Source organism: Halomonas sp. KX33721 (assembly GCF_001596805.1).
Classification (GTDB): Bacteria; Pseudomonadota; Gammaproteobacteria; order Pseudomonadales; family Halomonadaceae; genus Vreelandella; species Vreelandella aquamarina.
The window spans coordinates 15,439-41,460 of record NZ_LVIA01000022.1; the positions used below are offsets into that span (position 1 = coordinate 15,439).

A 26,022-nucleotide genomic window follows, 5' to 3' on the forward strand; every position below is an offset into this window, starting at 1 on the left:
GGTTACCGTACCGGCAATCAGTAAACGGGGGTTTCCTGCCAGCCACCCCCCAGCGCCTTGAACAGCGTGGCCGTGGCCGCCAGCTGTTCACGGCGCGCACCGGCCTGGGCCAAACGGGCCGAGAGCAGGTTGCGTTCGGCGTCCAGGCGCTCCAGCTGGCTCACCTGCCCCTGGTCGTACATCAGCACGGCCAGCTCCCGGGTACGGGCAACGGCCTCCAGCTGTTCGTCGATGGCGGCCAGCCGTCGCTCGCTGAAGTCGTAGCTGTAGAGTGCATCGCGCACTTCGTTGAAAGCGGTCAGCACGGTCAGGCGATACTGCGCTTCGGCCTGTTCGGCCAGCGCTTCGGCGCTTTCCACCCCGGACTGGCTACGACCGAAGTCGAACAGCGGCCCCATCACCGAGGCCCCGACGCCCCAGGTGCGGGCCACATCGCTGAACAGATCACTGGTGCTGGCGGCCGCAGTGCCCAAAAAGGAGCTGAGATTGAGCGACGGCAGGCGGTTGGCCTCGGCCACGCCGATCTGGGCGGTGGCCGCGATCAGCGCCGCTTCTGCCGAGCGAATGTCGGGCCTGCGCTGGAGCATCGCCGACGGCATCACGGCAGGTATGCCCACCGGCTGGGCCAGGTCATCCAGCCGCGACGTGCCGGTGTCCAGGGTAGTCAGCAGCTCATCAGGGGACATGCCCACCAGCGTGCCCAGGGCCCCGCGCAGGGTTTCCACCTGCTGCTTGAGCGACGGCAGCTCTGCCTGCAGGTTGCGCCACTCGGCTTCGGCCTGGCGCAGTTCCAGTTCGCTGATGTCGCCATGCTCGAAGCGCAGCGCCTGAAGGCGATAGGTCTCCTGGTACGCGGCCAGGGTCTCCTCCATCAGCGCTTGCTGGGCTTCGGCACTTTTCAGGCTGACGTAGGTGGTGACCACGTCACCGATCACGCCCAGCTCGGCGGCGTCTCTGGCAAACAGGCTCTCCTGCAGGGCGGCCATGGCCGCAGCGCGCTGGTTGGCCAGCCGCCCCCACAGGTCGATTTCATACTCCAGGCTAGCGGCCAGGGAGTACTGGTTGTTGGTGGAGGTCAGCAGCTCCTGCACGGACTGAACATCGATGGGCAGCAGCTCCTGCACGGACTGAACATCGATGGGCAGCGCCGCCCCCGGAGTGCGCTTACGGTTGGCTTCGGCCTGATAGCCCACGGTGGGAAAGCGCTCGGCATCGGCAAACCCCAGCTGGGCCCGGGCCTCGCGAATGCGCGCCAACTGAATCGCCAGTTCGAGATTGTCTTCGCTGGCGCGCTCGACCAGCCGGTTCAGCGCCGGGTCTTCGAAGCGCTGCCACCAACGGTGCCAGTCGTCACGGGCCTGCTGCTCCAGAGTGATATGGGCAGGCCAACTCTCCGGCAGCTCAATGTCGGGCGTTTGATACTCCGGGCCGACCGCACAGCCTGCCAGCAGCAAGGCCAGCGCCGAGGCAGTGGTGAACGGTTTGAGGCGGGGGCCCCACGGGTGATTCCTGTGCACGCTGATCATCCTTGCAGTTCGGGTGAATACCGATTTAGGGCGGCGTTTAACCAAACACCTGTTCGAAGTGGCTAAGAGTACCTATTATAGGGGGCTGACGAAACAGGGGATACATCACACCACCGTGATCCCCATTGACTTGCAGGGAGGCATTGAATGAGGTTCATCCGCAAGGGGAAGTGGCTACCCACTCTGGCCGGGTTGCTGGCATGCGTGACGTTATTGGCAGGTTGCAGAGACGCCGAAGAGCCCCCCGAGCTCCGGCTCAGGTGGTCAAACTGTTTGAGACTGGCCAGCAGCAGGCCTTTTCGGGCCGTCGTTTTGTGGGTCGCGTCGATGCCGTGAGCACCGTCAATCTGGCCTTTCAGGTGGGCGGCCGCCTGACCACCTTTCCAGCCGTACAGGGCACCACGCTGGCCAAAGGCGAGCTGATCGCCCAGCTCGATCAAACCGATTACGCCTTGCAGGTGCGCGCCGCGGAAGCGGAATTGTCCCAGGCCCGCCAGCATCTGCAGCGGCAGGAAAATCTGTATCGCCATAACGCCGTCTCCGCCTCGGTGCTGGAAGCGGCCCGCACTGATGCCGAGCTGGCCGCTACCCAGCTGGAGAGCGCCCGCCAGGAGCTGGCCTACACCTCATTGTACGCGCCCTTTGATGCGCTGATTGCCCGCCGCCTGGTGGAAAACCACACCACGCTGCCGCCCAATGCCGAAGTCGTCCGTATTCAGGACATCTCGGAGCTGCGCATTCGCATCAACGTGCCCGAAGCGCTGATGCAGCATCTCGATGGCGAACACGGTTTCAACGCCGAAGCCGAGATCGCCACGCTGCCCGGCGAGCGCATTGCGCTGGAGTACCGCGAACACATCACCGAGCCCGACGAGGTCGCCCAGACCTATCAGGTGGAGTTCGCGCCCGCCCAAGGCGAGCACCTGGTGGCGCTGCCCGGCACCACGGCCACCGTGTTCATCGAACCCGCCGAGCGGCTGGTGTCCGGGGTGATGATGATTCCAGCCAGCGCCCTGGACACCACCGAGAGCGGTGATTTTCGCGTGTGGGTCTACGACCCCGACGAGGGCACGGTATCGCCCCGGGAGGTCACCGTGGGTGAGCTGAGCGACGACGCCGTGATGCTGGTGGCAGGCGTTCAGCCTGGCGAGTCGATTGCGGCGGCCGGGGTACACCTGCTGCGCGACGGCATGCGCGTCAAACCGCTGGATAACGCCCTCTAGGAGCCGCCATGAACATCGCCAAGCTGTCCATCGAACGGCCTCTCAATACCTGGCTGATCGTGGTGATCTGCCTGTTGGGCGGTATCTGGGGATTCAATACGGTGGGCAAACTCGAAGACCCCGCCTTCACCATCCCCAACGCCATCATCAACACGCCCTACCCCGGCGCCACCGCCGTTGAAGTGGAAGAAGAGGTCACCGAACGTCTGGAGCGCGCCATCCAGGAGATGGAGCAGATCGACGTCATAGAATCGAAGTCGCTGCCCGGGCGCTCGGAAATCCAGGTGGAAGTCCACGCCAGCTACCGCAGCCACGAACTGCCACAAATCTGGGATGAGCTGCGCCACAAGATCAACGATGCCCAGGGGGCCCTGCCCGAGGGGGTGCTGGGCTCCCAAGTCAACGACGATTTCGGTGAAGTGTACGGCCTTTTCTATGCGGTCACGGCCGATGGACTCACCACGCGGGAGATCCGCGACATTTCGACGTTTCTTCAGCGCGAGCTGCTGGCAGTACCCGGCGTGGCCAGGGTGACCACCGCAGGCGAGCGGGAAGAGACCATCTACATCGACATCTCCAACGAGCGCCTGACCACCCTGGGCATTCCCATCAATCAGGTCATCAACACCATCCAGACCGAAAACGCCGTGGAAAACGCGGGCAGCCTGCGGGTAGGGGAACGCCAGGTGCGGCTGGTGGCGCGTAGCGACATCGACAGCACCGCGCTGATCGAAGCCATTCGCATCGGCCGCCCCGGCACCACCGAACAGGTGTCGCTGATGGATATCGCCACCGTCTACCGCGAGCCCAGCGACCAGCCCAACCAGCTGATTCGCTATAACGGCGAGGATGCCTTCACACTCGGCATTGCGGGCGCCGCCAACGACAACATCATCAGAGTGGGCGAAGCCGTCGAAGCCCGCATGGAAGAGCTGAAAAGCCGCCTGCCGCTGGGCGTAGAGCTACATCCTCTCTACGAACAGCACCATGTGGTCAACGATGCCATCAACGACTTCCTGCTCAACCTGGCCATGTCGGTGGCCATCGTGATCGGGGTGCTGTGCCTGGCCATGGGCTGGCGCATCGGCGTGGTGGTCGGCAGTACCCTGCTGCTCACCGTGCTGGGCACCCTGCTGTTCATGGGGCTGTTAAACATCGAGATGGAGCGTATCTCGCTGGGGGCGCTGATCATCGCCATGGGCATGCTGGTGGATAACGCCATCGTGGTCGCCGAAGGCATGGTCACCAACATCAAGCGCGGCCAGCGCGCCAAGGAGGCTGCAGGCAGCGCCGCCAAGCGTGCCCAGCTGCCGCTACTGGGCGCCACGGTGATCGGCATCATGGCCTTTGCCGGTATTGGCCTGTCGGACGATGTCACCGGCGAATTTCTCTACTCGCTGTTCATGGTCATTCTGGTGTCCCTGATGCTGAGCTGGCTGCTGGCGATCACCGTCACCCCGCTGTTTGGCTACTACCTGCTGCGCCAGAAAGGCGACGACGAGGATCAGCCCGCTGACGAGCAGCAAGCAGACGAGCACCAGGACGAAAACGAGAACGACGACGAGCCCAGCAAGCGCGAGCTGTACGGCGGCCTGCTCTATCGCGCCTATCGCCGGGTGCTGCTGCTGGCGCTGGGCATGCGCATCGTCACCGTCAGCGCGCTGGTGCTGATCACCGCCGTGTGCCTGTGGGCCTTCAGCCTGATTCCCCAGTCGTTCTTTCCGGACTCCAACACGCCGCTGTTCTTCGTCAATATGGAGCTACCCCAAGGCACCGACATTCGCTCGACCGCCGATTACGCCGCCGATATCGAGGCGTATATCCTGGAGCAGGAGGACGTGGTATCGGTGGCCAGCTTCATCGGCCAGGGCGCTACCCGCTTCATGCTCACCTACGCCCCGGAGCAGCCCAACACCGCCTATGCCCAGTTCATCGTGCGCACCGAAGACCTGGACGCCATTCCCGCGCTGGACCAGCGCTTCTACCGAGAGCTGAACGAAGCGTTTCCCAGCGCGCAGGTACGCACCCAGCGGCTGCAGTTCGGCCCGGGCGATGGCGCGGGCATCGAAGCGCGCTTTCAGGGGCCCTCCCCGGAAGTGCTGCGCTCGCTGGCCGACCAGGCCCAGCGCATCATGGCCGACAACCCCTACCTGATCGACCAGCGCACCGACTGGCGCCAGCAGGAGCTGGTAGTGCGCCCGCGCATCAACGAGGAGCGCGCCCGCATTGCCGGGGTCAGTCGTGAAGACATTACCCAGACCCTGCAGTTTGCCTCGTCGGGCATTCGGGCAGGCACCTACCGTGAAGGCGAGCACCTGCTGCCCATCGTCGCCCGCCCCCCGGCGGCCGAACGGGACGATGTGGCGCTGCTGGAAAACCGCAACGTGTGGAGCGCCGCGCAGCAGCGCTTCGTGCCCATCAGCCAGGTGGTCTCCTCCTTCGATACCGATAGCGAGGAAGCGCTGATTCAACGCCGCAACCGGGTGCGCACGTTGACCGTCGGGGCCGACCCCGCCGAGGGCTATACCGCCGCCCAGGCCTTCGGCGGCATTCGCGAAGAGATCGAGGCCATGACGCTGCCACCGGGCTACCAGCTGAGCTGGGGAGGTGAACACGAGGATTCCGGCGATGCTCAGGAGGCGCTGGCCCAGCAGTTGCCCATCAGCCTGCTGGTGATGCTGCTGACCTCGATTTTGCTGTTTGGCAAGCTCAAGCAGCCGCTGATCATCTGGCTGGTGGTGCCCATGTCGGTATGTGGCGTGGTGATTGGCCTGCTGGTGACCGGCCTGCCCTTCTCGTTTACCGCCCTGCTGGGCATGCTCAGCCTGTCGGGCATGCTGATGAAAAACGCCATCGTGCTGGTGGACGAGATCGATGGGCAGATCAAGGAGGGCAAGGCGCGCTTTTCTGCTCTGGTGGACGCCAGCATCAGCCGCTTGCGGCCGGTCTTCCTGGCCGCTGGTACCACCATCCTCGGCATGCTGCCGCTTTTGGCCGACGCCTTCTTCAACAGCATGGCGGTGACCATCATGGGCGGCCTGGCGTTTGCCTCGCTGCTGACGCTGATTGCCGTACCCACCCTGTATGCCATGCTGTTCCATATCAGCAGCGACGAGGTCGACTCCTGAGCAGGCGCGTTCGGCCCATGAGCGCTTTTTGGCTATCATGGGCTGGACGCTGGGATCATCCGACTCATCCTTTCGGGTAATAAAACTACAACTTAATCTATAAATAGCGTTTTTATTGCCGTAAAGTCTCTTATATCGACGCCATAAGATGTAAAATAACTACAAATCTGGATTCACCGTCTCTACACATGCAGAGGTCTCTATGCCTGGTTCAACACCCGCCACACTCAATCCTACGGTTGCTAAGGTTACCCAACGCATTCGTGAACGCTCTGCCGAGCGCCGCGCTCTCTACGAGCGCCGCATGGCCGACCAGCACAAGCGTGGCGTGCATCGTGCCGAGCTCTCCTGCGGCAACCTGGCCCACGGCTTTGCTGCCTGTAGCGCCCAGGAGAAAGACTCCCTGAAGCTGATGAACAGCGCCAACCTAGGGATTATTTCTTCGTACAACGACATGCTCTCGGCCCACCAGCCGTTCGAAACCTTCCCGGAAACCATCAAAGCGGCCGCCCGCGCCATGGGTTCTACCGCGCAGTTTGCCGGTGGCGTACCCGCCATGTGCGATGGCGTAACCCAAGGCCAGCCGGGCATGGAACTCTCGCTGTTCTCCCGCGATGTGATTGCCATGGCCACCGCCGTGGGCCTGTCGCACAACATGTTTGATGCCGCTCTTTACCTCGGCGTATGCGATAAAATCGTTCCCGGACTATTCATCGGCGCGGCGCGTTTTGGTCACTTGCCCGCCATGTTCGTACCCGCAGGCCCGATGCCAAGCGGCTTGCCGAACAAAGAGAAAGCGCGCATTCGCCAGCTCTACGCCGAAGGGAAGGTGGGCCGCGAGGAGCTGCTGCAGGCGGAATCCGACTCTTACCACAGCCCCGGCACCTGCACCTTCTACGGCACCGCCAACTCCAATCAGCTGATGATGGAAGTGATGGGCCTGCACCTGCCGGGTACCTCGTTCGTCAACCCGGGCACCGAGATGCGCGAAGCGCTCACCCGCTACGCCACCGAGCAGGCCATTCGCAACACCGAACCCGGCGGCGAGTACCGTCCGTTCTATAAGCAGATCGACGAGCGCGCCATCGTCAACGCCGTGGTCGGCCTGCTGGCCTCCGGTGGTTCGACCAACCATACCATGCACCTGATTGCTATGGCGGCAGCGGCGGGCATTACCCTCAACTGGGATGACTTCACCGATCTGTCAGCGGTCACCCCCAGCCTGATGAAGGTGTACCCGAACGGCCAAGCAGACATCAACCACTTCCAGGCCGCGGGCGGCATGAGCTACCTGTTCCGCGAACTGCTAGGCGCGGGCCTGCTCCACGGCGATATTCCCACCGTGTTTGGCACCGACCTGACCGCTTACACCCAAGAGCCCTTCCTGGAAGATGGCAAAGTGGTCTGGCGCGAAGGCCCGGAAAACAGCCTGGACGAAGAAGTGCTGCGCCCGGTCGCTACACCCTTCGCCCCCACCGGCGGCCTGACCGTGATGAAAGGCAACCTGGGACGTGGCGTCATCAAAGTCTCGGCGGTAGCCGAAGAGCACCGTGTAGTAGAAGCGCCGGTGAAGATCTTCGAGGATCAGAACGAAATGAAAGCGGCGTTTGAGTCGGGCGACCTGGACCGCGACGTCATTGTGGTGGTTCGCTTCCAAGGCCCCAAAGCCAACGGCATGCCCGAACTGCACAAACTCACCCCCTTCCTGGGCGTACTCCAGGACCGTGGCTTCAAAGTTGCCCTCGTCACCGATGGCCGCATGTCTGGCGCATCGGGCAAAGTGCCCGCCTCCATCCATATGAGCCCGGAAGCGCTCGACGGCGGCCCGCTGGCCAAGCTGCGCGATGGTGACGTGGTACGCCTGGATGCCAACGCCGGCACGTTGGAAGCCAAAGTAGACGCCGCCACCTGGGCCGAGCGTGAACTCGCCGTTGCCAATCTAGACCACTACCATGTGGGCCTAGGCCGCGAGCTGTTCTCGGGCTTCCGCCACTTGGCAATGCGCGGCGAAGAAGGCGCAGGCTCGTTGGGCGGCTTCGAAGCCGACGATCTCGCTCGTCAAGAAGGTCAGATTTTTCAAGAGGACGCCTGATGCGACCGGCATTAATCGGGGACATTGGCGGCACGAATGCTCGCCTAGCGTTGGTCACGCCGGGCGAAGTCACGCCCCACGACATTCTTAACCTACCCTGCGCCGATTACCCCGGCGTGATCGAAGCGATTCAGGACTATCTCGCTCGGGTAGGCGCAACGGGCGATAACGCCCCGCAAGAAGCCTGCTTGGCGTTCGCCTGCCCGGTGCACGCCGAGCGGGTAAAGATGACCAACAACCATTGGGACTTTATGAAAAGCGACGTTCAGCAGGCGCTGAATCTGTCGCTGTTCAAAGTCATCAATGACTTCACCGCCCAGGCGTTGGGCGTACCCCACGTAGGGGAAGATAACCTGGTGGAAGTGCAGACTGGGGAAGCCCAGTCGCACTCTACCCGCTTGGTCATCGGCCCCGGTACGGGCCTGGGCGTTGCCGGGGTGTTCCCCGGCCAACGCGCCTGGATTCCGCTGCCGACCGAGGGCGGCCACGTCACCTTTGCGCCTACCGACACCACCGAACGCGCGCTGCTGGACGTGTTCTTACAGCGCCACCAGCGGGTGAGCGTCGAGCGCATTCTGTGCGGCCAGGGGCTGCTAGAGCTATACCAAGCCCACTGCACCCTGGAAGGCCAAACGCCGCGCTGCGAGACCCCCGCCGAGGTGACACAAGCGGCCAACCAGGGCGATGCCCTGGCCACGGCTACCCTGCTGCGCTTTTTGAAAATTCTCGGCGACGTGTGCGGCGATGCCACCCTGACCATGGGTGCGCGCGGCGGCGTGTATCTCTGCGGCGGTATTCTGCCCCGCCTGTTGGACTGGCTGCCCAAGTGCGAGCTGCGCGCAAGCTTCGTCAATAAAGGGCGCATGGGCGCTTACAACGCCGATATTCCTGTGTGGATTGTGACTCACCCGTGGACCGGCCTGCTGGGTGCCGCCGAAGCGCTACATAACGAAGAAGTCTTTTAACAGATTGGAACACGCCATGGCTGCTGTAACGTTCAACGTGCCGTTTGTACTCGGCATGATGCGCCTGCATGAAGCGCAAGAGATGCACCAAGCGAGCCACTTGGCCGATTGGATAGAAGCTCGCTTAGAACAGGGTTTGCACTGGTTCGACCATGCCGACATTTACGGCAACGGAGCATGCGAAACACTGTTTGGCCAAGCGCTGCGCGCCCGCCCGTCACTGGCTAAGCGGCTGAATGTGGTGACCAAAGCCAGCATCGCCAACGACAATCCGGCACCGGGTTCCGGCAAGATCAAGCACTACAATGCCAGCCCGGAGTACCTAAGCCGCGCCATTGACGATGCGCTGGGCCGCTTGGGTGTCGAGCGTCTGGATCACTTTCTGATTCACCGCCCGGACCTGCTGATGGACGCCGCCGCAACAGGCCGTGCGCTGGATGACGCCATAGAGGCAGGCAAAATCGGCGCGGCGGGGATTTCCAACCATCTGCCCAGTCAGTGGCGCCGACTGCAACGCCATATGCATCACCCGCTACGCGCCAACCAAATCGAGCTTTCGATTGCCCATAGCGCGCCGTTGTTTGACGGCAGCTTTGACGACCTCGGTGCCGATGGCCATGCGCCCATGGCGTGGTCTCCGCTGGCGGGCGGCCAACTGATGCAGGGTGAAGTGAGCCGCGTATTGAACCGTTTAGCAGGCGAGCTTAGCAGCACCCCCGGCGCGCTGGCGCTGGCATGGCTGCGCACCCTGCCCGGCCGCCCAGCACCGGTGGTGGGCAGCGTGAAACCGGAGCGTATTGCCGATATGCTGAACGGCCCGGAAACGCTGCCTAGAGAAACTTGGTATGAACTGCTGGAGGCCGCCCGCGGCCACTGCGTCGCTTAGTACGCTCACTCAACATTGATGCCAATAATGACAAGGAAAGACCTATGACACCGGTGATTGCTTTCGGTGAAGCCTTGATTGATATGCTCTCTAGCCGCTTGGGCGATAACACAGGGCAGGAAACCTTTACCCCCTATGCTGGCGGCGCGCCCGCCAACGTGGCGGTGGCCTGCGCACGGCTCAACGTGCCCAGCCAGTTTTTGGGCATGGTGGGTGATGATACGTTTGGGCACTTTCTAATTCGTGAGCTGAAAAGCCACGGCGTGGATACCCAGGGCGTCGTGCTTACCAAAGAAGCGCGCACGGCGCTGGCGTTTGTCTCCCGCGACAGCAGTGGCGAGCGCACCTTCGATTTCTACCGCCCACCGGCCGCCGACCTGCTTTACCGCCTGGAGCATCTGCCCCACGGTGTGTTCGAGCAGCCCGCCATTGTGCACCTGTGCAGCAACAGCCTGACCGACACCGACATTGCCGAGACCACTCTCGCTATTGCCGCTATGGCCAAGCGTGCGGACTGTCTTGTGAGCGTGGACGCCAACCTGCGCCACAACCTGTGGGCAGAGGGTGCGGCAGATCCTTGGCTGGTCACCGAGCTGGTCGATAGCGCCGAGCTGGTCAAAGTCTCTCTCGAAGAGCTGGACTACCTGCGTGGCGACCACCCAAAGGAAGCGTGGCTCGCCGAGCGCATGGCCGCAGGGGTGAAGGTGATTGTAATTACCGACGGCCCCAATAATGTGGTACTCAAAGGCATCGGCATTGACCAAACCGTGACGCCACCCAGCGTCACGGCGGTGGACACCACCGCCGGTGGCGATGCCTTTATTGGCGGCCTGCTCGCGGAGCTTTCAAGCTACGGCATCAGCGAGAGCTGGCACCAGGACAGCGCGTTTCTCACCCGCGCGGTGGACATTGCCTGCCGCTGCGGTGCCCACGCGGTCACCCGCCCCGGCGCGTATGCCGCGCTGCCCACCCACGCCGACATCGAAGCCCTGCGCAGCTCGGCAGGCTAGCGCTCAGCGTCGTCGAGGCCGCTACTCGACGACGCTTTGGGTAACCCCTTCCGCCACATCCACCCGCCCGCTGACGACTTCCAACGTAACCGGTTGACGGCGATGATCGACAAAGCTCACCTGGGTGATGCTGCGCTGCTCGGTGGCTCCTTCAATCAACATTTCCAGCGTACCGTGATCGCACCACCACCGAACCATCACCGTTAACCCATCGACGCTGCCCGCCGAGTGGTCACAGGCAAAGTGCTCACCAAAGGCGGCCTGACCGTTACTCCCTTGACGCTCATAGTGTAGCGACGCTGTTGATTCGCCTGCGGTCAGCCATAGCCGCTGCTGATAGCCCTGCTGCAGCGACAGCGCCAGCCTTGTGCCTGCTTTAAGCACCAGCGTCAGCTGGCCGTAAACCGCCGCGCCCTCTGGCAAAGCAATGCAGTGCTCCCCTGCCGTTTGAAGCGAGCGAGGCGATAGGCGGCGAGGGGCGCTGAGCGCTTGAGCTGCTTCGCGAGCAAAGCGCTGTCGTAACCGCACCCCACGAGAAGTCGCACGCAGCGTCAGCTCTCGCGGCAGGCTCATGGTGCCCCGCCAGCCCGTTTCGGGGGCATGATTGGCGTACTGCCAGTTGTTCAACCACGCCAGCGCAAGCTGCCGCCCTGGGGTATTCGACCAACTCTGCACCGCGTAAAAATCCCGCCCTTCGTCCATCATCAGCACGGCGTCAGAAGCGTTGTCATTGGTGAAACGCTGGCCGTCAAACTCGCCGATAAAGTACTGGGTAAACGAGCCAAACGGGTTATCCGGCGTGGCGCCAATCCCCACCACCAGCACCCAGCGCGTGGCGGGCTCATCCGGCCCAGCGCCGTCAACCGGCAGCTCAAACAGATCCGGACACTCCCAGGGGTGCTGAGTATGCGCGCCCTCGCCTTCGCCAAAGGCGCTGGCAAACTGCCACTCCAGCAGGTTATGGGAGGTATAGAAGTGAATCTCCTGCCCACAGGCCAGCGCCATTACCCAGCGCTGGCTAGGGCCATGCCAAACCACTTTAGGGTCGCGGAAATCTTTAAATCCAGGCGGTGGCAGAACCGGACTCCCCTCGTAGCGCTGCCAGGTACGGCCCCTGTCGCGGCTATACGCCAAGCACTGGGACTGCTGGTAATCTTCTGGGTCATCTGAGAGCACCCGGTGGCAGGTGTAAAACGCCAGCAGCCCCGGCTGGCCGTCAAACAGCCCCGTGACATCGTGCTCATCCACCACGGCGCTACCCGAAAAGCAGGCACCCTCTTCATTGGGTGCCAGCGCAATGGGTAAATGCTGCCAGTGGCACAGATCACGACTGACCGCATGTCCCCAGTGCATTGGCCCCCAAACGGTGCTGAACGGGTGAAACTGATAAAACAGATGGTACTCGCCCTCGAAAAACACCAGCCCGTTGGGGTCGTTCATCCACCCCATCGGGGGAGTAAAATGCAGCGCAGGATGCTGAGGCTCAAAATCCGCTAACGTCATGCTTAAAACCTTAACTTAATCGGTCAACTTAATCGTTTAAGTTAGCGTATCACGCCTATTAACTAACGGAAGTATCCCCTTTAGGTGTAGACGTAAAAAAGCCCGAGCATGGCGACATGCTCGGGCAAACGTCCTGCTCACACGACCCGACATCAGTGAGGCAAGTGACGAGAGTGCTCGGTACTGTGTTTTACATAAGTGGTGGAACCGTTTAGTGGTGGAAACGCTCCGCTGCTTGGCGGGCCAGTTCGCGGATGCCGTCCCAATCTTCGGCGTCGACCATGGCTTTCGGGGTCAGCCAGGAGCCGCCGACGCACATCACGTTGGGCAGCGAGAGGTAGGATTCGGCATTGTCCACGGTGATGCCGCCCGTGGGGCAGAAACGCGCTTCCGGGATCGGCGCACCGAACGCCTTGATTGCCTTGGCACCGCCGCTGGACTCCGCGGGGAAGAATTTGAAGCGGCGGTAGCCGTACTGCCAGCCGGTCATCAGCTCGGAAATGGTAGAAACGCCCGGCAGCATGGGCACGGGGCTCTCGACGCCGTAGCGGTAAAGCGCGTCGGTGGCACCTGGCGTAACGACGAAATCAGCGCCGACTTGCTCGGCTTGGCGATATTGCGCGGGCGTCAGCACGGTGCCGACCCCAATGCTGGCACCCGGTAGCGCCTCTTTCATGCGCTTGATGGCTTCCAGGGCGCAGTCGGTACGCAGGGTAATTTCCAGAACGCTCAGGCCGCCTTCGACCAGAGCTCGGCCCAGCGGCACGGCGTCTTCCAGGCGCTCGATGGTGATCACCGGGATCACTTCGGCTTTTAGGCAGATGCTGTCTAGCTCGGCGGTGCGCGTTGAGGGAAGCTGTTTATCGATGGTCATCAGTGAGTCTCCAAGCAATTTGTTATTGGCGAAGGCGGTTTATTAGGGCGCCCAATAGATCGCCAGCGGGCAAGATAAGAAAGCGCGGATGGGCAATGTACGAACGTCGTCGCCACCCATGGCGTTGGCCAATACGGCACGCTTATCGTCGCCGGTGATATGTAGAATGTGGCGCTTCGCCTGATGCAGGCGGTCCGCCGAGAAGGTAATACGCGGCTGCGGCTGGCTGGGGGTGCGCACGGCAACCAGCGGCTCATCGGTAGAAAGCGCCAGGCCCAGCTCTTGGCTATCGGGGAACAGCGAGGCCGTGTGGCCATCGCCGCCCATGCCTAAAATGACGACGCTCGCGGGCCAGGCAAGTCCTGCCGTCGCTTCTGCCACCGCTGCCACGCCCTCTTCCGGGGTGCCAGCGTCCGAGGTGAGCGGCACGAAGTTAGCCGCCGCCGCCGGGCCCTGCAGCAGGTTCTCGCGCACCAGCTTGGCGTTGCTGTCGCTGCTTTGCTCATCTACCCAGCGTTCATCGGCCAGGGTGATGTCCACCCGCGCCCAGGCCAGCGGCTTTTGCGCCAGCGCTTTGAAAAACGGCACCGGCGTCGAACCGCCCGATACCACCAGCAGGGCACGCTCCTGGTGCGCAAGGTCTGCCGCCAGGGCTTGATAAACGGCTTCAGCCAGCTGCTCGGCCAGCGCTTGTCGTGTAGTGCTCATTTCAATAATCCTCGTACCAGCTGCGGCCATCCTGGGTAATCATGGCAATCGAGGCGACCGGCCCCCAAGAGCCTGCCGGGTAGCGGCGCGGCGGGGTTTCGCGTGCTTTCCAGCCGCTGATGAGCTGGTCGCACCAGCGCCACGCGTGCTCCACTTCATCACGGCGCACAAACAAGTACTGCTGGCCTTTCATGACTTCTAGCAGCAGACGCTCGTAGGCATCCGGGATACGCGATTTCGGGAAGGCGCTGTTGAAATCCAGGTGCAGCGGGCCAGGGCGCAGGCGCATGCCTTTATCCAGGCCGCTATCCTTGGTGAGTACCTGAAGGGCAATGCCCTCTTCCGGCTGCAGGCGGATAATCAGCTTGTTGGAGGCGATGCCGCGCTGGTCCGGATCAAAGATGTAGTGCGGTTGCTGACGGAAATGAATGACGATCTGCGACAGTTTCTCCGGCATCCGTTTACCGGTACGCAGATAGAACGGCACGCCCGCCCAGCGCCAGTTGGCCACTTCGGTCTTCATGGCCACGAAGGTTTCGGTCTGGCTCTGGGTGTTGGCGCCCTCTTCTTCCAGGTAGCCCGGCACGGCCTGGCCATCGCTGGTACCGGCAATGTACTGGCCACGCACCACGTCGTGGCCCAGCGCTTCGCCGGTAAACGGCTTCAGCGCCTTGAGCACTTTTACCTTCTCGTCACGGATGGCATCGGCATCCAGGTTGGAAGGCGGGTCCATGGCAATCAGGCAGAGCAGTTGCAGCAGGTGATTCTGCACCATATCGCGCAGCTGGCCCGCATCATCAAAGTAGCCCCAGCGGCCTTCAATACCCACTTTTTCGGCGACGGTAATCTCGACGTGGGAGATATGGTTCTGGTTCCACTGGGTGCCGAACAGCGGATTGGCAAAGCGCAGGGCGATCAGGTTTTGAACCGTCTCTTTACCCAGGTAGTGGTCAATGCGGTAAATGCGTGATTCAGGGAACACGGCACCGATGGCGTCATTGATCTCTTCTGAAGAGGCCAAGTCATAACCAATCGGCTTTTCCACTACCACGCGGGTATCGTCATCCAGGCTGTTGCTGGCCTGGAGATTGCGGCAAATGTCGCCATAAATACGCGCGGCGACGGAGAGGTAGACCACCATTGGGCGCTTGCTGCCTTCGCGCCACTGGCGAATGGCGTCGTAGCCCTCTGCGGTGGCAAAGTCGAGCTTGAGATACTCTAAGCGGTTCAGGAAGCGTTCAAGGCTTGCCTTGTCCTGCTCCTCTTTTCTCAGGCGCTTCTGCAGCGCGCCCTTGACCAGCTGACGGAACGCGGCAGTGTCGTGCTCCTGACGCGCCAGCCCCATGATCCGCGTGCTTTCGGGCATTAAGCCTTCGCGGTCAAGATGATACAGCGCAGGAAACAGCTTGCGCATGGCAAGGTCGCCTAGCGCCCCAAAAAGCGCTAAATCAATAGCGTGATTCGGATCGCCCAGCGGGGCATGTGACTGGCTCATCTCAACTCCTGTTTATAATTAGGCCGTCTAATGTAGTTAGATTACCTAAAATCTATCTTATATGAGGCATTATACGCAATAATTCGTGTAATTTTACTACAAAATATTGTCGCCTGCTGCCCTTTCCGGTGGGTTTTACAACGACGATGTCGCGCCCTGACCGCCTACGCTTCTACCTTTACTCTACGCCCCTTGGATACGCCACCCCTCCTCCCCCCAAGGAGGAGGTGGTCTTGCGCTGAATTAGCGACGCTGGCAGTGAACAAAGCACGTCCAACAACGAACGTGCCCGACAACAACAACGTCACAACGAGGTATGCACATCATGGCAATGGTTCGTCCATTTTTCACGCCGCTGCTCGCCGCTACGCTAGCAGCCACCGCCACACTCCCCGCCTTCGCCTTTGAGGATGACCGTTTAACCATCTGGATGGGCGACAATAAAGGCCAGGAAGGCATCCGCGCGGTCGCCGACCAGTTCTTAGAAGAGACCGGCATCGAAGTGGAAGTCGTGTTTCCGGACAACCTGACCGACCGCTTCCAGCAGGCGGCAGGCAGCGGCCAAGGGCCGGATATCGTGATTTGGGCCCACGACCGCATGGGTGAATGGGCACAGAGCGGCCTACTCAAACCGATTGCACCCAGCGACAGCTCCGTGAAGCGTTCTACGACTTCACCTGGGAAGCCGCGCTGTGGAACGGCGATACCTATGCCTACCCGATTTCCGTGGAATCCCTTGGGCTGATTTACAACAAAGCGCTGGTGGAAACACCCCCCGATAGCTTTGCCGAACTGATGGAGCTGGACGCCACGCTGGCTCAAGAAGGCAAGAAAGCCATCCTGTTCGATTACAGCGAACCCTACTACGGCTGGACGCTGCTAGCCGCCAACGGCGGCTACCCGTTCAAGCAAACCGATAGCGGCTATGATGTCAGCGACATTGGGGTCAACAATGCCGGTGCCCTACAGGGGGCCGAGCTGCTGGTGGAGCTGATCGAGAGCGGCGTGGTGCCCCGGGGCACCGACTACAACCTGATGGATACCCGCTTCAACCAAGGCGAAGTAGCCACCATGATCAGCGGCCCCTGGGCGTGGCCCAACCTGGAGCGCAGCGGCATCGATTATGGCGTGGCGCTGCTGCCCCGGGTAGGCGACGAGCGCGCCCGACCGATGTTTGGCGTGACGGCCGCGATGATCAACTCCGCCACGCCCAACGACTTCCTGGCGGTGGAGTTTTTAGAGAACTACCTGCTCAGCGAAGAGGGTATGCGCACCTTCAACAGCGATGGTTCGCTGGGTGCGGTTGCCCATATCAACTATCAGGCGGAGCTGGCGGATAACCCCAACATTGCCGCTACGCTGGAAAACGCCGAAGTGGGCATGCCGATGCCCAACATTCCTGAAATGGGTGCGTTCTGGGCCGCCATGGAGCCAGCGCTGCAAAACATCGGCAGCGGGCGCCAATCGCCCCAGGAAGCGCTGGATGCCGCTGCACGGCGCATGCGTCAGTAGCCTCTCTTTTTTGCTCATCTGCCCAGCGGCATTAGCCGCTGGGCAGCTTTCAGGAAGCCATCATGTATACCACCAACGCGTCTCGTGGCCTTCCCCGCCATCGCTCTCGCCATCTTACTGAACGCTACACACGCTGGGCCATGCGTGGCGTGATTGCTGTTTTGGTGATTGCGCTACTTTGGTTAGTCTTGGCCTTTCATTTGAACGGCCAGTGGATGTTCGCACTGCTGTTTCTGCTTCTCGGCGGCTCGCTGGGCGTGGTCTTCACCAAGCGTTCGCTGATGAGCCACCGCTATATTTTCCCAGCCGTGGCAGGGCTGGGGGTGTTCGTCATTTTTCCACTGATCTACACCTTCGGGATCAGCTTCAGCAACTACAGCTCCACTAACCTGCTCTCAGAAGAGCGGGTGCGCGACCAGCTCATGAGCCAAACCTATCAAGCGGAGGGTAACGCCTTTGACCTAGCGCTCTACCCCGAAGGTGATTTGGTACGGCTCTATTTAGAGAGCCCTCAGGGCCAGCGGTTCGTGTCTTCCCCACTCAATTTGGCCAATCAGGAAAACCGCCAGATTGGCGTTCAGGCCACCGATGCCCCACCCGCACAGGAAGCGCTGGGCATGCGGGCCGTTATTCAGGCACGGGATGCCCTACAAGGCTTGCGGCTGGTCACTCCAGACGGCAGCGAACTGCGTATGGCGGGCTTGCGCCAGTTTGCGCCCATGCTCGACCGCTACGAGGCCCGGGAGGATGGCACGCTATATGATCGTCGAGACGACCGCGTGCTGACACCGGACCACACCATCGGCTTTTTCGTCGCCGACGATGGCCAGCGCATCACTCCGGGCTGGCCGGTCAACGTGGGCTTCTCGAACTACACGCAAATCTTCACCGACCCGGACATTCGCGGCCCGTTCATGCAAATTTTCGTATGGACCTTCGTGTTTGCCAGTCTCACCGTGGTGTTCACCCTGGCCGTGGGCTTCGTGCTGGCCTCTTTGCTGCAGTGGGATCAGCTGCGCGGCAAAGCGATATACCGTACGCTGCTGATTCTGCCCTATGCGGTGCCAGCGTTTATCTCGATTCTGATTTTCAAAGGCATGTTCAACCAGCACTTTGGCGAAGTGAACATGATTCTGGACACCTTGTTTGGGGTGCGCCCCGAGTGGTTTACCGACCCGTGGATGGCACGCAGCATGCTGCTGATCGTGAACACCTGGTTAGGCTACCCCTACATGCTACTGCTCTGCATGGGCTTGATTCAGGCCATTCCCCAGGATTTATACGAAGCCTCGGCGGTAGACGGCGGTGGCCCGCTCACCAACCTGTTCAAAATCACCCTGCCGCTGATCATCAAGCCGCTCACGCCGCTGCTGATTGCCGCCTTTGCGTTCAACTTTAATAACTTCGTGCTGATCGCGCTGCTCACGGGTGGCAACCCGGACATTCTGGGGGCCAGCACCCCGGCGGGCACCACCGACCTGCTGGTGAGCTACACCTACCGCATCGCCTTCCAGGATGCCGGGCAGAACTTTGGCCTCGCGGCGGCCATTGCCACACTGATTTTCCTGCTAGTGGCGGGCATGTCGCTGCTCAATTTGCGCCTTTCCAAAGTGAAGGTATAGGAGGTTACACATGGCCATGGTTCAACCCCGCTCCGTTGGTGTGCGCCGCCTAGGAGCGCACTTAGCGCTGATCTGCTTTGTATCGCTGATTGTCTTTCCGCTGCTGCTGGTCATCTCGATTTCATTTCGCGAGGGCAACTTTGCCACCGGCAGCCTGATTCCAGAAAATTTCTCGCTGGAGCACTGGTCGCTGGCGCTGGGGATTCCTTGGGAGCGGCCAGACGGCACCGTAGTGCAGCCGCCCTTCCCCGTGCTGCTCTGGCTGTGGAACTCCATCAAGGTGGCGGTGGTGTCGTCGGTGCTGATTCTCATGCTGGCTACCACCAGCGCCTACGCGTTTGCCCGCATGCACTTCAAGGGCAAAGCGCCGCTGCTCAAAGGTATGCTGATTTTTCAGATGTTCCCAGCGGTGCTCTCGCTGGTGGCACTGTATGCCCTCTTTGACCGGCTGGGGCAGTTCGTCGGTTGGCTAGGCATCAATACGCACGGCGCGCTGATTGTGGCTTCGCTGGGTGCGGTAGCGCTGCATATCTGGACGATCAAAGGTTATTTCGAATCCATCGATGGCTCGCTTGAGGAAGCTGCCATGGTGGATGGCGCCAGCACTTGGCAAGCGTTTCGCTACATTCTGCTGCCGCTCTCTATCCCAATCTTGATGGTGGTGTTCATTCTGGCGTTTGTGATGAGCATTATGGAGTACCCCATGGCCTCGGTACTGTTGGTCGACGAGCACAAGCTGACGCTCGCCGTGGGTGCCCAGCAGTACCTAGCCGACCACAACCAGCGCTGGGGTAACTTCGCCGCCGCTGCTGTTCTCTCCGGCCTACCGATTACCGTGGCGTTTTTGATCTGCCAACGCTGGATTATCGGCGGTTTAACCGCAGGGGGTGTGAAGGGTTAAGCAGGAACTTACTAGGCTGTTTCCTCGCTTGAGCATGTTGCTCATGACCGGCGCTCATCAGCGCCGGTTTTTTTATGGGTTAGGTAATCTTTAGCACTACAGTCGTAACTACTGCCGTGATCGTTCATGCTAAGAAGCCCATTGGCGGCCCAAGGAGTTAGGTTTTTGGACTGATGGTGCGTTCTTCTCGTTACTGTTATGTTGAAAGATTGTTCATGGCTGAAGCGAGAAGCGCGATTATGGCGGGTGGATGGGCGAAAGATGGCGCAGAACACGAGCAGATGGAGAGCACGCTGGAGGATGCGGTGCAGCGTGCGCGTAGCCAATTACCCCGCGGCGAAAGTCTTGAGTTTTGTGAGGAGTGTGGCGACCCCATTCCCGAAGCACGCCGCAAGGCTATTCCTGGCGTTCGACTCTGTGTGGTGTGTCAAGGTGAATTGGACAAAAAGCAGTCGGCTTATAGTGGCTACAATCGTCGGGGCAGTAAGGATAGCCAACTGCGTTGAGATGGGGCTGTATGTCTACGCGTCCTGGTCGGTGTCCGGCAACTGCTTGAAATAGACATAGCGGTGAAGGCGAATCGCTGGGCGAATCAGCATTCGAGAGCGACGGTGTTGCCGTCCGGTACTTTGACGTCGGCGGGCGTCATGTCAGCCAGCGCGACGTGACTGAAGGATGCAATCAAGATAGCGGCGAGCGTCGCACGCGTCATAGGCTGGATGGTCATTTCAGTCTCCTTGGGTTTTGTATCAACCGCTTTAAATAGCGGCTGTATAGGGGATACACACAAGGAGACCGATTGGATGCACTCTTTTTAAAAAAATTAATTATTTAAAAAATTATCGGCTTACCCCGTCCACCGTGACTTGGCGAGGGCAGGCGTTGCCGTTGGAGTCAAACAGATGGCAGCGCTGCCCTGCCAACCCCAGATGTGACGCTTGCCCTTCTTCAAGCCGGGTTAAACCATCCAGGCGTTGGGTTAAAGGCGCTTCAATGCCCTCTACCTGCCAGTGGGCCAGAGTTTCATAGCCCAGCTTTTCGGCCACCATCAGGGTCGCGCTCAGCGTTGCATCCGCTTGCTCAGCCGCCACGAAGTCTTCGGCACGCAGTCCCAGGGTGGCCCTATCGCCTGCCTGGAGCTGCTGACCGTTGACTGCCACCGGCAACGTTTCACCGCTATGCAGGCGCACCACGGTCTGACGCTCGCCGGGGTCGACCACCGTCACCGGCAGCGTATTGATACGCGGCGAGCCGATAAACTCCGCCACCTCAAGGGTATTGGGAAAGTGATACAGCGACAGCGGCGCGCCTACCTGGGCAATACGCCCTTTCGAGAGCAGCACGATACGGTCGGCCAGAGTCATCGCCTCCACCTGATCGTGGGTGACGTAGATCATGGTGGCGTTCAGGCGCTTGTGCAGCGCGGCGATCTGTACCCGCATATCCACGCGCAGCGCGGCATCCAAGTTGGAAAGCGGCTCGTCGAACAGAAACACCGCCGGCTCTTTGACCAGGGTGCGGCCAATGGCGACCCGCTGGCGCTGGCCGCCGGAGAGGTCTTTGGGCTTGCGCTCCAGAAGCTCGGTGAGGTGCAGCATCTCGGCGGCGTGCTCCACGCGGCGGCGAATTTCTGCTTTGTCGGTGCGCGCCAGCTTCAAGCCAAACGCCATGTTCTCGGCCACGCTCATGTGCGGGTAGAGGGCGTAGGATTGGAACACCATGCCGATGTCCCGCTCCTGGGGCGGAATCTCGTTGATCCGCTGGCCATCGAGCTGCATATCTCCGGTGGTAATGTCCTCCAGACCCGCAATCATGCGTAGCAGCGTGGATTTACCGCAGCCGGAGGGGCCCACGAAAACGACGAACTCGCCGTCTTCGATGGTGAGGTCGATATCCCGTGAGATTTCGACACCATCGAAGGATTTACCGATACCGCTGAGGGTTAAACGTCCCATGGCGCATCCTCCTGGGTTTGCGGGCAGCGGGCAATCGCCACGCCAAACGGCGGCAGCGTCAGCGTACCTGCCTGCCACTCGCCGCTTAGCCACTTAGGCGCATCGTCGAGTGCTTCTGCGCGCTCGGGAGCTGTGCGAGTAACGGTCTGATCGCTAAAGTTGAGTGCTACCAACAAGCGCGTTTGCTGATAGGTGCGCTCAAAACAGAGCACCTCGTCGCGTACCGGATGGTAGCGCACGCCGCCTTTAACCAGCGCAGGCTGGGTGCGGCGAAACGCTAGAAAAGCACGGTAAGCGTTAAGCAACGAATCGGCATTCTGCTCTTGCTGATCGACTGCCAGCGCTGCGTGGGCTTCGGGCACCGGCAGCCAGGGCGTGGCACGACTGAAGCCAGCATGGCGGCTATCTGCCTGCCAGGGATGCGGCGTACGGCAGCCATCGCGGCCTTTATAGGCAGGCCAGAAGGTGATGCCCGCCGGATCGACAAGCTGCTCGAAGGTCAGCTCCGCCTCGGGCAGACCCAGCTCTTCGCCCTGATAGAGGCATACGCTGCCCCGCTGGCTGAACAGGAACACCAAATAGAGGCGCAGCTTCTCCAGCTGCCCTTCCGCCTGCCAGCGAGTTGCTAGCCGCGTTACGTCGTGATTTCCCAACGCCCAGCAGGGCCAGCCATCGCCAATGCGCGCTTCCATTTCAGTAAGCGTTTCGTGCAAATAGCCGGGGTCGGCTTTATCGGTCAGCAGGTTGAACGAGTAGCACATGTGCAGCCGCTTGCCGCCCTGGGAGTACTCCGCCATCACGCCGAGCGCGTCATCGTCGCCCACTTCGCCCACGCTGGTGGTGCCGGGGTACTCATCCAGCAGCGCCCGCAGCCGCTCCAGAAACAGCAGATTTTCCGGCTGGGTTTTGTCGTATTGGTGGAGCTGATAGCCGTAGGGGTTATCAGGGCGAACGCCCAGGAAGCTCTCGATAATTTCCTGGCGCGGCGGGTTGTCTTTTAACTCGCCGTGGGTGCAGAAATTCACCGCATCCAGCCGGAAGCCATCCACGCCGCGCTCCAACCAGAAGCGCACCTCTTCCAGCATGGCGTCGACTACCGCAGGGGTGCGGAAGTTAAGATCCGGCTGGCTGGCCAGGAAGTTATGCAGATAGTACTGGCAGCGGCGGGTATCCCACTGCCACGCGCTGCCGCCGAATACCGACTGCCAGTTGGTGGGCGGCGCGCCGTCGGGTTTGGGGTCGGCCCATACGTACCAGTCGGCTTTGGGGTTGTCGCGGCTTTGGCGGCTCTCTTCGAACCACGCGTGCTGGTCGGAGGTGTGGGACATCACCTGATCGATCGTCACTTTCAGCCCCCGCGCGTGGGCCGCCTCGACCAGGCGGTCGAAGTCTTCCAACGTGCCGAACATCGGGTCGACATCACGGTAGTTGCTGATGTCGTAGCCGAAATCTTTCATCGGCGAGGTAAAAAATGGCGAGAGCCAAATCGCATCGACGTTTAATGAAGCGATGTAGTCGAGCTTGTCGATCACCCCTTTCAAATCGCCAATGCCGTCGCCGTTACTATCCATAAAGCTGCGCGGGTAGATTTGGTAAATCACCGCGCCGCGCCACCAGTCGGCCCCCTGGCTGCCAACGTAGTGAGAAGTAGAAGGTGTCTGCATCATGGTGAGTCCTTATCCTTGTTATTGCCGACGGTTTTATTAACAACCGAGTAATTACCCATAGTCGGCATGATGCAGGCTACGCCAAGGGATAAAATCCTCCCCCCGGGGGAGTGCCAGGCGTAGGTGCGGGGAGGAGTGGTAACGCGGCGCCTTACTCCCCCTGGATATGCGCCAAGAGCTGTCCGGCCAGGGCAATGGCCTCGTCCCGGCGGCGGATATTCTGCTTTTGGTAGAGGCTGCGGATATGGGTTTTGATGGTGGTCGGTGCTACCGAGAGCTGCTCGGCAATCTGTTCGTTGGAGAGCCCGGCGTGAATCAGCCCCAGGATTTGCCATTCGCGGCGGGTCAGCGGCGAGGTGCGGATCAGCTCTGGCACGTCGGGCCTCGCGACAATATCCGCGATGACCGTTTCATCTAGCATTAAGCGTCGGGCGCAGCCGAAATCCTTCTGTTGGCCCGCCAGCGCCAACAGCCGTTCTGCCCTCGCCTGCTCTAAAGCCGCTAGCGTGCCGCTGGCGAGTAAGCCGTTGAGCAGTTCCCCAAGCGGTTTCCCCAAGCGCAGAAAACTGCCTACCAGCGCGGTACGGGAAGCCAAGCTGAGCGCTTGATGCATGTGGTGGCGGGCTTGCGTCTCCTGGCCAGCCGACCACGCAGCGGCCGCGAGGCAGAGCTGATTGCGGTTGGCATCGGTAACCAGCCCTAGTCTTTGAGTATGCACTTCGAGCGCTTCCAGAAGCGTGCGGGCCTCCTCGCACTGGCCCAACAGCGTGAGCGCTCGGGCGTGGTTGCGCACGTTGCATTGGGCAAAGTGGTTGGTGGCCCCTTCGGTAACGGGAGCGGGCGCTTCTTGGCGCCAGCGCTCCACCGCGTCGAGATCTTGCGTGGAGTGCCACCAGGCCAGCAGCGTGGCGTGGGCGTTAGCGACCCAGTCGATATGGTAATCGCCTTCGGCCAGGATTTTACGCAGCCGCCGGATATGGTCGGCGCACTGAGCCTGATCGCCACGGCTCTGGGCAATTTTGGCCAGTTGAATATGGCACTGCAGCGTCCATCGCTCGCCCTGGTTATCCAGCACGGCAATGCCTTTCAGCGCGGCCTGCTCGGCTTCATCCAGACGGTGCCACTCCCAAAGCACTTGGCTACGAATCCGGTAGAGAAATTCCGCCACGGGCAGGTGCTCAAGCTCTGCTCGCTCCAGGTGGGCAAAGGCGCGTTCTTGAATATCGTAGGCAGCCTGCAAGCGCCCTTGAGCCACCAGCGTTTCCGACTGATGGCAGAACGACCACAGCAGCAGCTGATGATCCTCACGCTGACGTGCCAGACGCTCCACCTCGCGCACCCGCTGCAGCGACTCATCCAGATAGCCCAGCACAAAGCGCGCCTCGCTCAAAATGGCGGTCGCGGTCAGCGGTGTGGAGGCTAAATAGCGGGCGGGCACGGCCAGCGCCTGTTCGGCGAGCGGAGCGGCACGCTCGGCGTTGCCTTGATTGATCGCTAACTGGGCACGCAGGGTGGCAAACTCCGCACCCAACACCTGCCACTCGGACACCTCAAGCTGCGCTTCGATCCAGCTAATCACCCGTGCGGTGATATCAAACTGAAACTGCGCGTGGGATACCCAGCCGTAAAGCAGCACCAGCTCTGGGCGTGTCGAGATTTGCGGCTCCCCCAGCAACCCAAGCCCTTGAGCCAGCAGCGCGTAGGCCCCGCTGGCAAGCAGTGCAGGCCCTTGAGAAACCAGCAGGCTAGCCACATCGCCAGGCGATTCGGCCAAAATGGCTTGTCGCAGCGCCATTACCGGGTCGTTGAGTGCTAGCCAGGCTTGGCTGGCCCGCTGGTGCAGCGTGCGCTGGGTGGCCAAGCTTAGCTCGTGACGGCGGTGGCGCAGGTACTCACCAAACAGCCGTTGAAAGCGGTACCACTGAGCGTGAGGGTCGGGCCGCTCGATAAATAGCCCCGCCTGTTCAAAGGCTTCCAACCGCTGGGTAAGCCGCTCGCCCTCCAGTAGCGCGCCATCAATTCAGGGGTAAAGCGCTCCAGCACCCCAAGCTGCAGCAGGAGTTCACGCTCTTCAGGGGGCAGCGCCTCGGCCAGCCGTTCATCGAACCACGCCACGAAATCGGGATGACCGCCGTTTAGCCGCTCGACCAGCGCATCGAATCCCGCGCGGGTCGTCGTACGCTCCACCAGCCAGTTCAGGGCCATCACCCAGCCGCCGCTTCGACGCAGCGCCCGCTCCAGGCTCACCCGAGTAGGCGGAAAACTGAGCTGCTCGGCGCAGAGAGTTTGCGCCTCTTCGCTATCGAAGGCCAGGGCGCTAAGGTCGATCTCTTCAAGCTCGCCGCGTAACCGCAGGCTGGCAAGGCCCAACGCAGGGCGGGAGCGGCTGGCCAGCGTTAAGGTCAGCCAGGGTGGCTGGTGGCGTAGCCAGTGGGCCAGCCCGGCTAAAATATCGGGATGGGTAAGGTGTTCGAACTCATCCAAGACCAGCCGACAAGCGGCTCGCTGCTTTGGCAGCTCGCCCAGCCAGCGCTCTAGCTGCTCCACGCAGTCCGCCGCCTCGGACAAAGGCGACAGCAGCGCATCCTCACGTAACAGCGTATCGATGGCGGCCTGCCAGTAGCGCAAAAAACGCTCGGGCTGATTATCGCGCTGGTCCAGGCGCAGCCAGGCGGCGTCTTGTTCCAGAGCCGGTAGCCGTTCCGCCAGCAGCGTGGTTTTGCCATACCCCGAAGGCGCTTGCACGACCAGCAAGCGTATCCGCTCGTTCAACGCGAAGAAATCGTTCAGGCGCGGCCTTGCCACGACGCTCAGTGGCAGCGGCGGTGCTTTTAGCTTTTCTTGAAGCAGCGGCATGGCCCTCTCCTTTCACTACCCAAAACCTAGCCTAGTAAACCTAGGCTAATAAAAAGCCCGCGACGAATCGCGGGCAATCAGCATTGGTGAAACAAACGT

Annotated in this window: 21 protein-coding genes; 11 read left to right on the plus strand and 10 right to left on the minus strand. The window is 61.3% G+C overall.

Translation table 11 applies throughout. The features are described 5' to 3' along the window. Positions 1 to 17 precede the first annotated feature (17 nt). A complete protein-coding gene (locus A3220_RS09310; RefSeq protein WP_062374528.1) occupies positions 18 to 1,517 on the minus strand; it encodes an efflux transporter outer membrane subunit in 1,500 nt (499 codons plus the stop codon). Positions 1,518 to 1,786: 269 nt separating this feature from the next. Between A3220_RS09310 and A3220_RS09315 the strand changes: the two genes are divergently transcribed. From A3220_RS09315 to A3220_RS09340, 6 genes are all read left to right on the plus strand, one after another. Then, positions 1,787 to 2,749 carry an efflux RND transporter periplasmic adaptor subunit gene (locus A3220_RS09315; RefSeq protein ID WP_252860443.1) on the plus strand — a complete coding sequence of 321 codons (963 nt, stop codon included), beginning with the start codon at positions 1,787 to 1,789 and terminating at the stop codon, positions 2,747 to 2,749. Between the two features lie 8 nt (positions 2,750 to 2,757). Beyond that, positions 2,758 to 5,877 (plus strand): efflux RND transporter permease subunit, encoded by a 3,120-nt coding sequence (locus A3220_RS09320; protein ID WP_062374530.1) that lies wholly within the window; start codon positions 2,758 to 2,760, stop codon positions 5,875 to 5,877. Between the two features lie 202 nt (positions 5,878 to 6,079). Next, complete coding sequence (gene edd, locus A3220_RS09325) at positions 6,080 to 7,969, plus strand: phosphogluconate dehydratase (RefSeq protein ID WP_062374531.1); 1,890 nt, start codon at positions 6,080 to 6,082, stop codon at positions 7,967 to 7,969. Then, on the plus strand, positions 7,969 to 8,934 hold the full coding sequence (gene glk / locus A3220_RS09330) for a glucokinase (RefSeq protein WP_062374533.1): 966 nt from the start codon (positions 7,969 to 7,971) through the stop codon (positions 8,932 to 8,934). Before edd ends, glk begins: the two co-directional genes overlap by 1 nt. Positions 8,935 to 8,950: 16 nt before the next feature. Further along, a complete protein-coding gene (locus A3220_RS09335; protein WP_062374534.1) occupies positions 8,951 to 9,820 on the plus strand; it encodes an aldo/keto reductase in 870 nt (289 codons plus the stop codon). A 44-nt stretch (positions 9,821 to 9,864) separates the two neighbouring features. Beyond that, a complete protein-coding gene (locus tag A3220_RS09340; RefSeq protein WP_062374535.1) occupies positions 9,865 to 10,830 on the plus strand; it encodes a carbohydrate kinase in 966 nt (321 codons plus the stop codon). A gap of 21 nt (positions 10,831 to 10,851) precedes the next feature. On the opposite strand, the gene A3220_RS09345 is transcribed toward A3220_RS09340, so the two are convergent. The 4 genes from A3220_RS09345 to zwf form a co-directional block, all read right to left on the minus strand. After that, positions 10,852 to 12,333: a glycoside hydrolase family 32 protein gene (locus A3220_RS09345; RefSeq protein ID WP_062374536.1), complete on the minus strand. Its 1,482-nt coding sequence runs from the start codon at positions 12,331 to 12,333 to the stop codon at positions 10,852 to 10,854. Positions 12,334 to 12,544: 211 nt separating this feature from the next. Further along, positions 12,545 to 13,207 carry a bifunctional 4-hydroxy-2-oxoglutarate aldolase/2-dehydro-3-deoxy-phosphogluconate aldolase gene (locus A3220_RS09350; RefSeq protein ID WP_062374538.1) on the minus strand — a complete coding sequence of 221 codons (663 nt, stop codon included), beginning with the start codon at positions 13,205 to 13,207 and terminating at the stop codon, positions 12,545 to 12,547. A 42-nt stretch (positions 13,208 to 13,249) separates the two neighbouring features. Beyond that, complete coding sequence (gene pgl / locus A3220_RS09355) at positions 13,250 to 13,915, minus strand: 6-phosphogluconolactonase (protein WP_062374539.1); 666 nt, start codon at positions 13,913 to 13,915, stop codon at positions 13,250 to 13,252. Between the two features lies 1 nt (position 13,916). Continuing rightward, positions 13,917 to 15,410, minus strand: a complete 1,494-nt coding sequence (zwf, locus tag A3220_RS09360; protein WP_062374541.1) for a glucose-6-phosphate dehydrogenase — start codon at positions 15,408 to 15,410, stop codon at positions 13,917 to 13,919. 325 nt (positions 15,411 to 15,735) lie between these two features. On the opposite strand from zwf, the gene A3220_RS17925 reads away from it, so the two are divergent. The 5 genes from A3220_RS17925 to A3220_RS09380 all read left to right on the plus strand — a co-directional run bounded on the left by A3220_RS17925 (position 15,736) and on the right by A3220_RS09380 (position 19,951). Continuing rightward, positions 15,736 to 16,155 (plus strand): extracellular solute-binding protein, encoded by a 420-nt coding sequence (locus tag A3220_RS17925; protein WP_252860444.1) that lies wholly within the window; start codon positions 15,736 to 15,738, stop codon positions 16,153 to 16,155. Further along, positions 16,101 to 16,922 carry a maltose/maltodextrin ABC transporter substrate-binding protein MalE gene (malE, locus tag A3220_RS09365; protein ID WP_252860447.1) on the plus strand — a complete coding sequence of 274 codons (822 nt, stop codon included), beginning with the start codon at positions 16,101 to 16,103 and terminating at the stop codon, positions 16,920 to 16,922. The genes A3220_RS17925 and malE overlap by 55 nt, the downstream gene beginning before the upstream one ends. A 62-nt stretch (positions 16,923 to 16,984) precedes the next feature. Next, positions 16,985 to 18,544 carry a maltose ABC transporter permease MalF gene (gene malF / locus A3220_RS09370; RefSeq protein WP_062374543.1) on the plus strand — a complete coding sequence of 520 codons (1,560 nt, stop codon included), beginning with the start codon at positions 16,985 to 16,987 and terminating at the stop codon, positions 18,542 to 18,544. A gap of 10 nt (positions 18,545 to 18,554) precedes the next feature. Then, the gene (gene malG / locus A3220_RS09375; protein WP_044629373.1) at positions 18,555 to 19,445 is read left to right on the plus strand and encodes a maltose ABC transporter permease MalG; all 891 of its coding nucleotides are present in this window, start codon (positions 18,555 to 18,557) and stop codon (positions 19,443 to 19,445) included. A 239-nt stretch (positions 19,446 to 19,684) separates the two neighbouring features. Continuing rightward, positions 19,685 to 19,951 carry a DksA/TraR family C4-type zinc finger protein gene (locus A3220_RS09380; RefSeq protein ID WP_044629374.1) on the plus strand — a complete coding sequence of 89 codons (267 nt, stop codon included), beginning with the start codon at positions 19,685 to 19,687 and terminating at the stop codon, positions 19,949 to 19,951. 86 nt (positions 19,952 to 20,037) lie between these two features. On the opposite strand, the gene A3220_RS18160 is transcribed toward A3220_RS09380, so the two are convergent. The 5 genes from A3220_RS18160 to A3220_RS17930 all read right to left on the minus strand — a co-directional run bounded on the left by A3220_RS18160 (position 20,038) and on the right by A3220_RS17930 (position 25,923). Beyond that, positions 20,038 to 20,172 carry a hypothetical protein gene (locus tag A3220_RS18160; RefSeq protein ID WP_288101853.1) on the minus strand — a complete coding sequence of 45 codons (135 nt, stop codon included), beginning with the start codon at positions 20,170 to 20,172 and terminating at the stop codon, positions 20,038 to 20,040. A 112-nt stretch (positions 20,173 to 20,284) separates the two neighbouring features. Beyond that, positions 20,285 to 21,400, minus strand: coding sequence for a sn-glycerol-3-phosphate ABC transporter ATP-binding protein UgpC (gene ugpC, locus A3220_RS09385; RefSeq protein WP_062374545.1), 1,116 nt, complete (start codon positions 21,398 to 21,400; stop codon positions 20,285 to 20,287). Continuing rightward, positions 21,388 to 23,067, minus strand: coding sequence for an alpha-amylase family glycosyl hydrolase (locus A3220_RS09390; protein ID WP_062374547.1), 1,680 nt, complete (start codon positions 23,065 to 23,067; stop codon positions 21,388 to 21,390). The genes ugpC and A3220_RS09390 overlap by 13 nt, the downstream gene beginning before the upstream one ends. Before the next feature lie 151 nt (positions 23,068 to 23,218). Then, on the minus strand, positions 23,219 to 25,045 hold the full coding sequence (malT, locus tag A3220_RS09395; protein WP_252860445.1) for an HTH-type transcriptional regulator MalT: 1,827 nt from the start codon (positions 25,043 to 25,045) through the stop codon (positions 23,219 to 23,221). Next, on the minus strand, positions 24,931 to 25,923 hold the full coding sequence (locus A3220_RS17930) for an AAA family ATPase (RefSeq protein WP_252860446.1): 993 nt from the start codon (positions 25,921 to 25,923) through the stop codon (positions 24,931 to 24,933). Before A3220_RS17930 ends, malT begins: the two co-directional genes overlap by 115 nt. Positions 25,924 to 26,022: the final 99 nt, after the last annotated feature.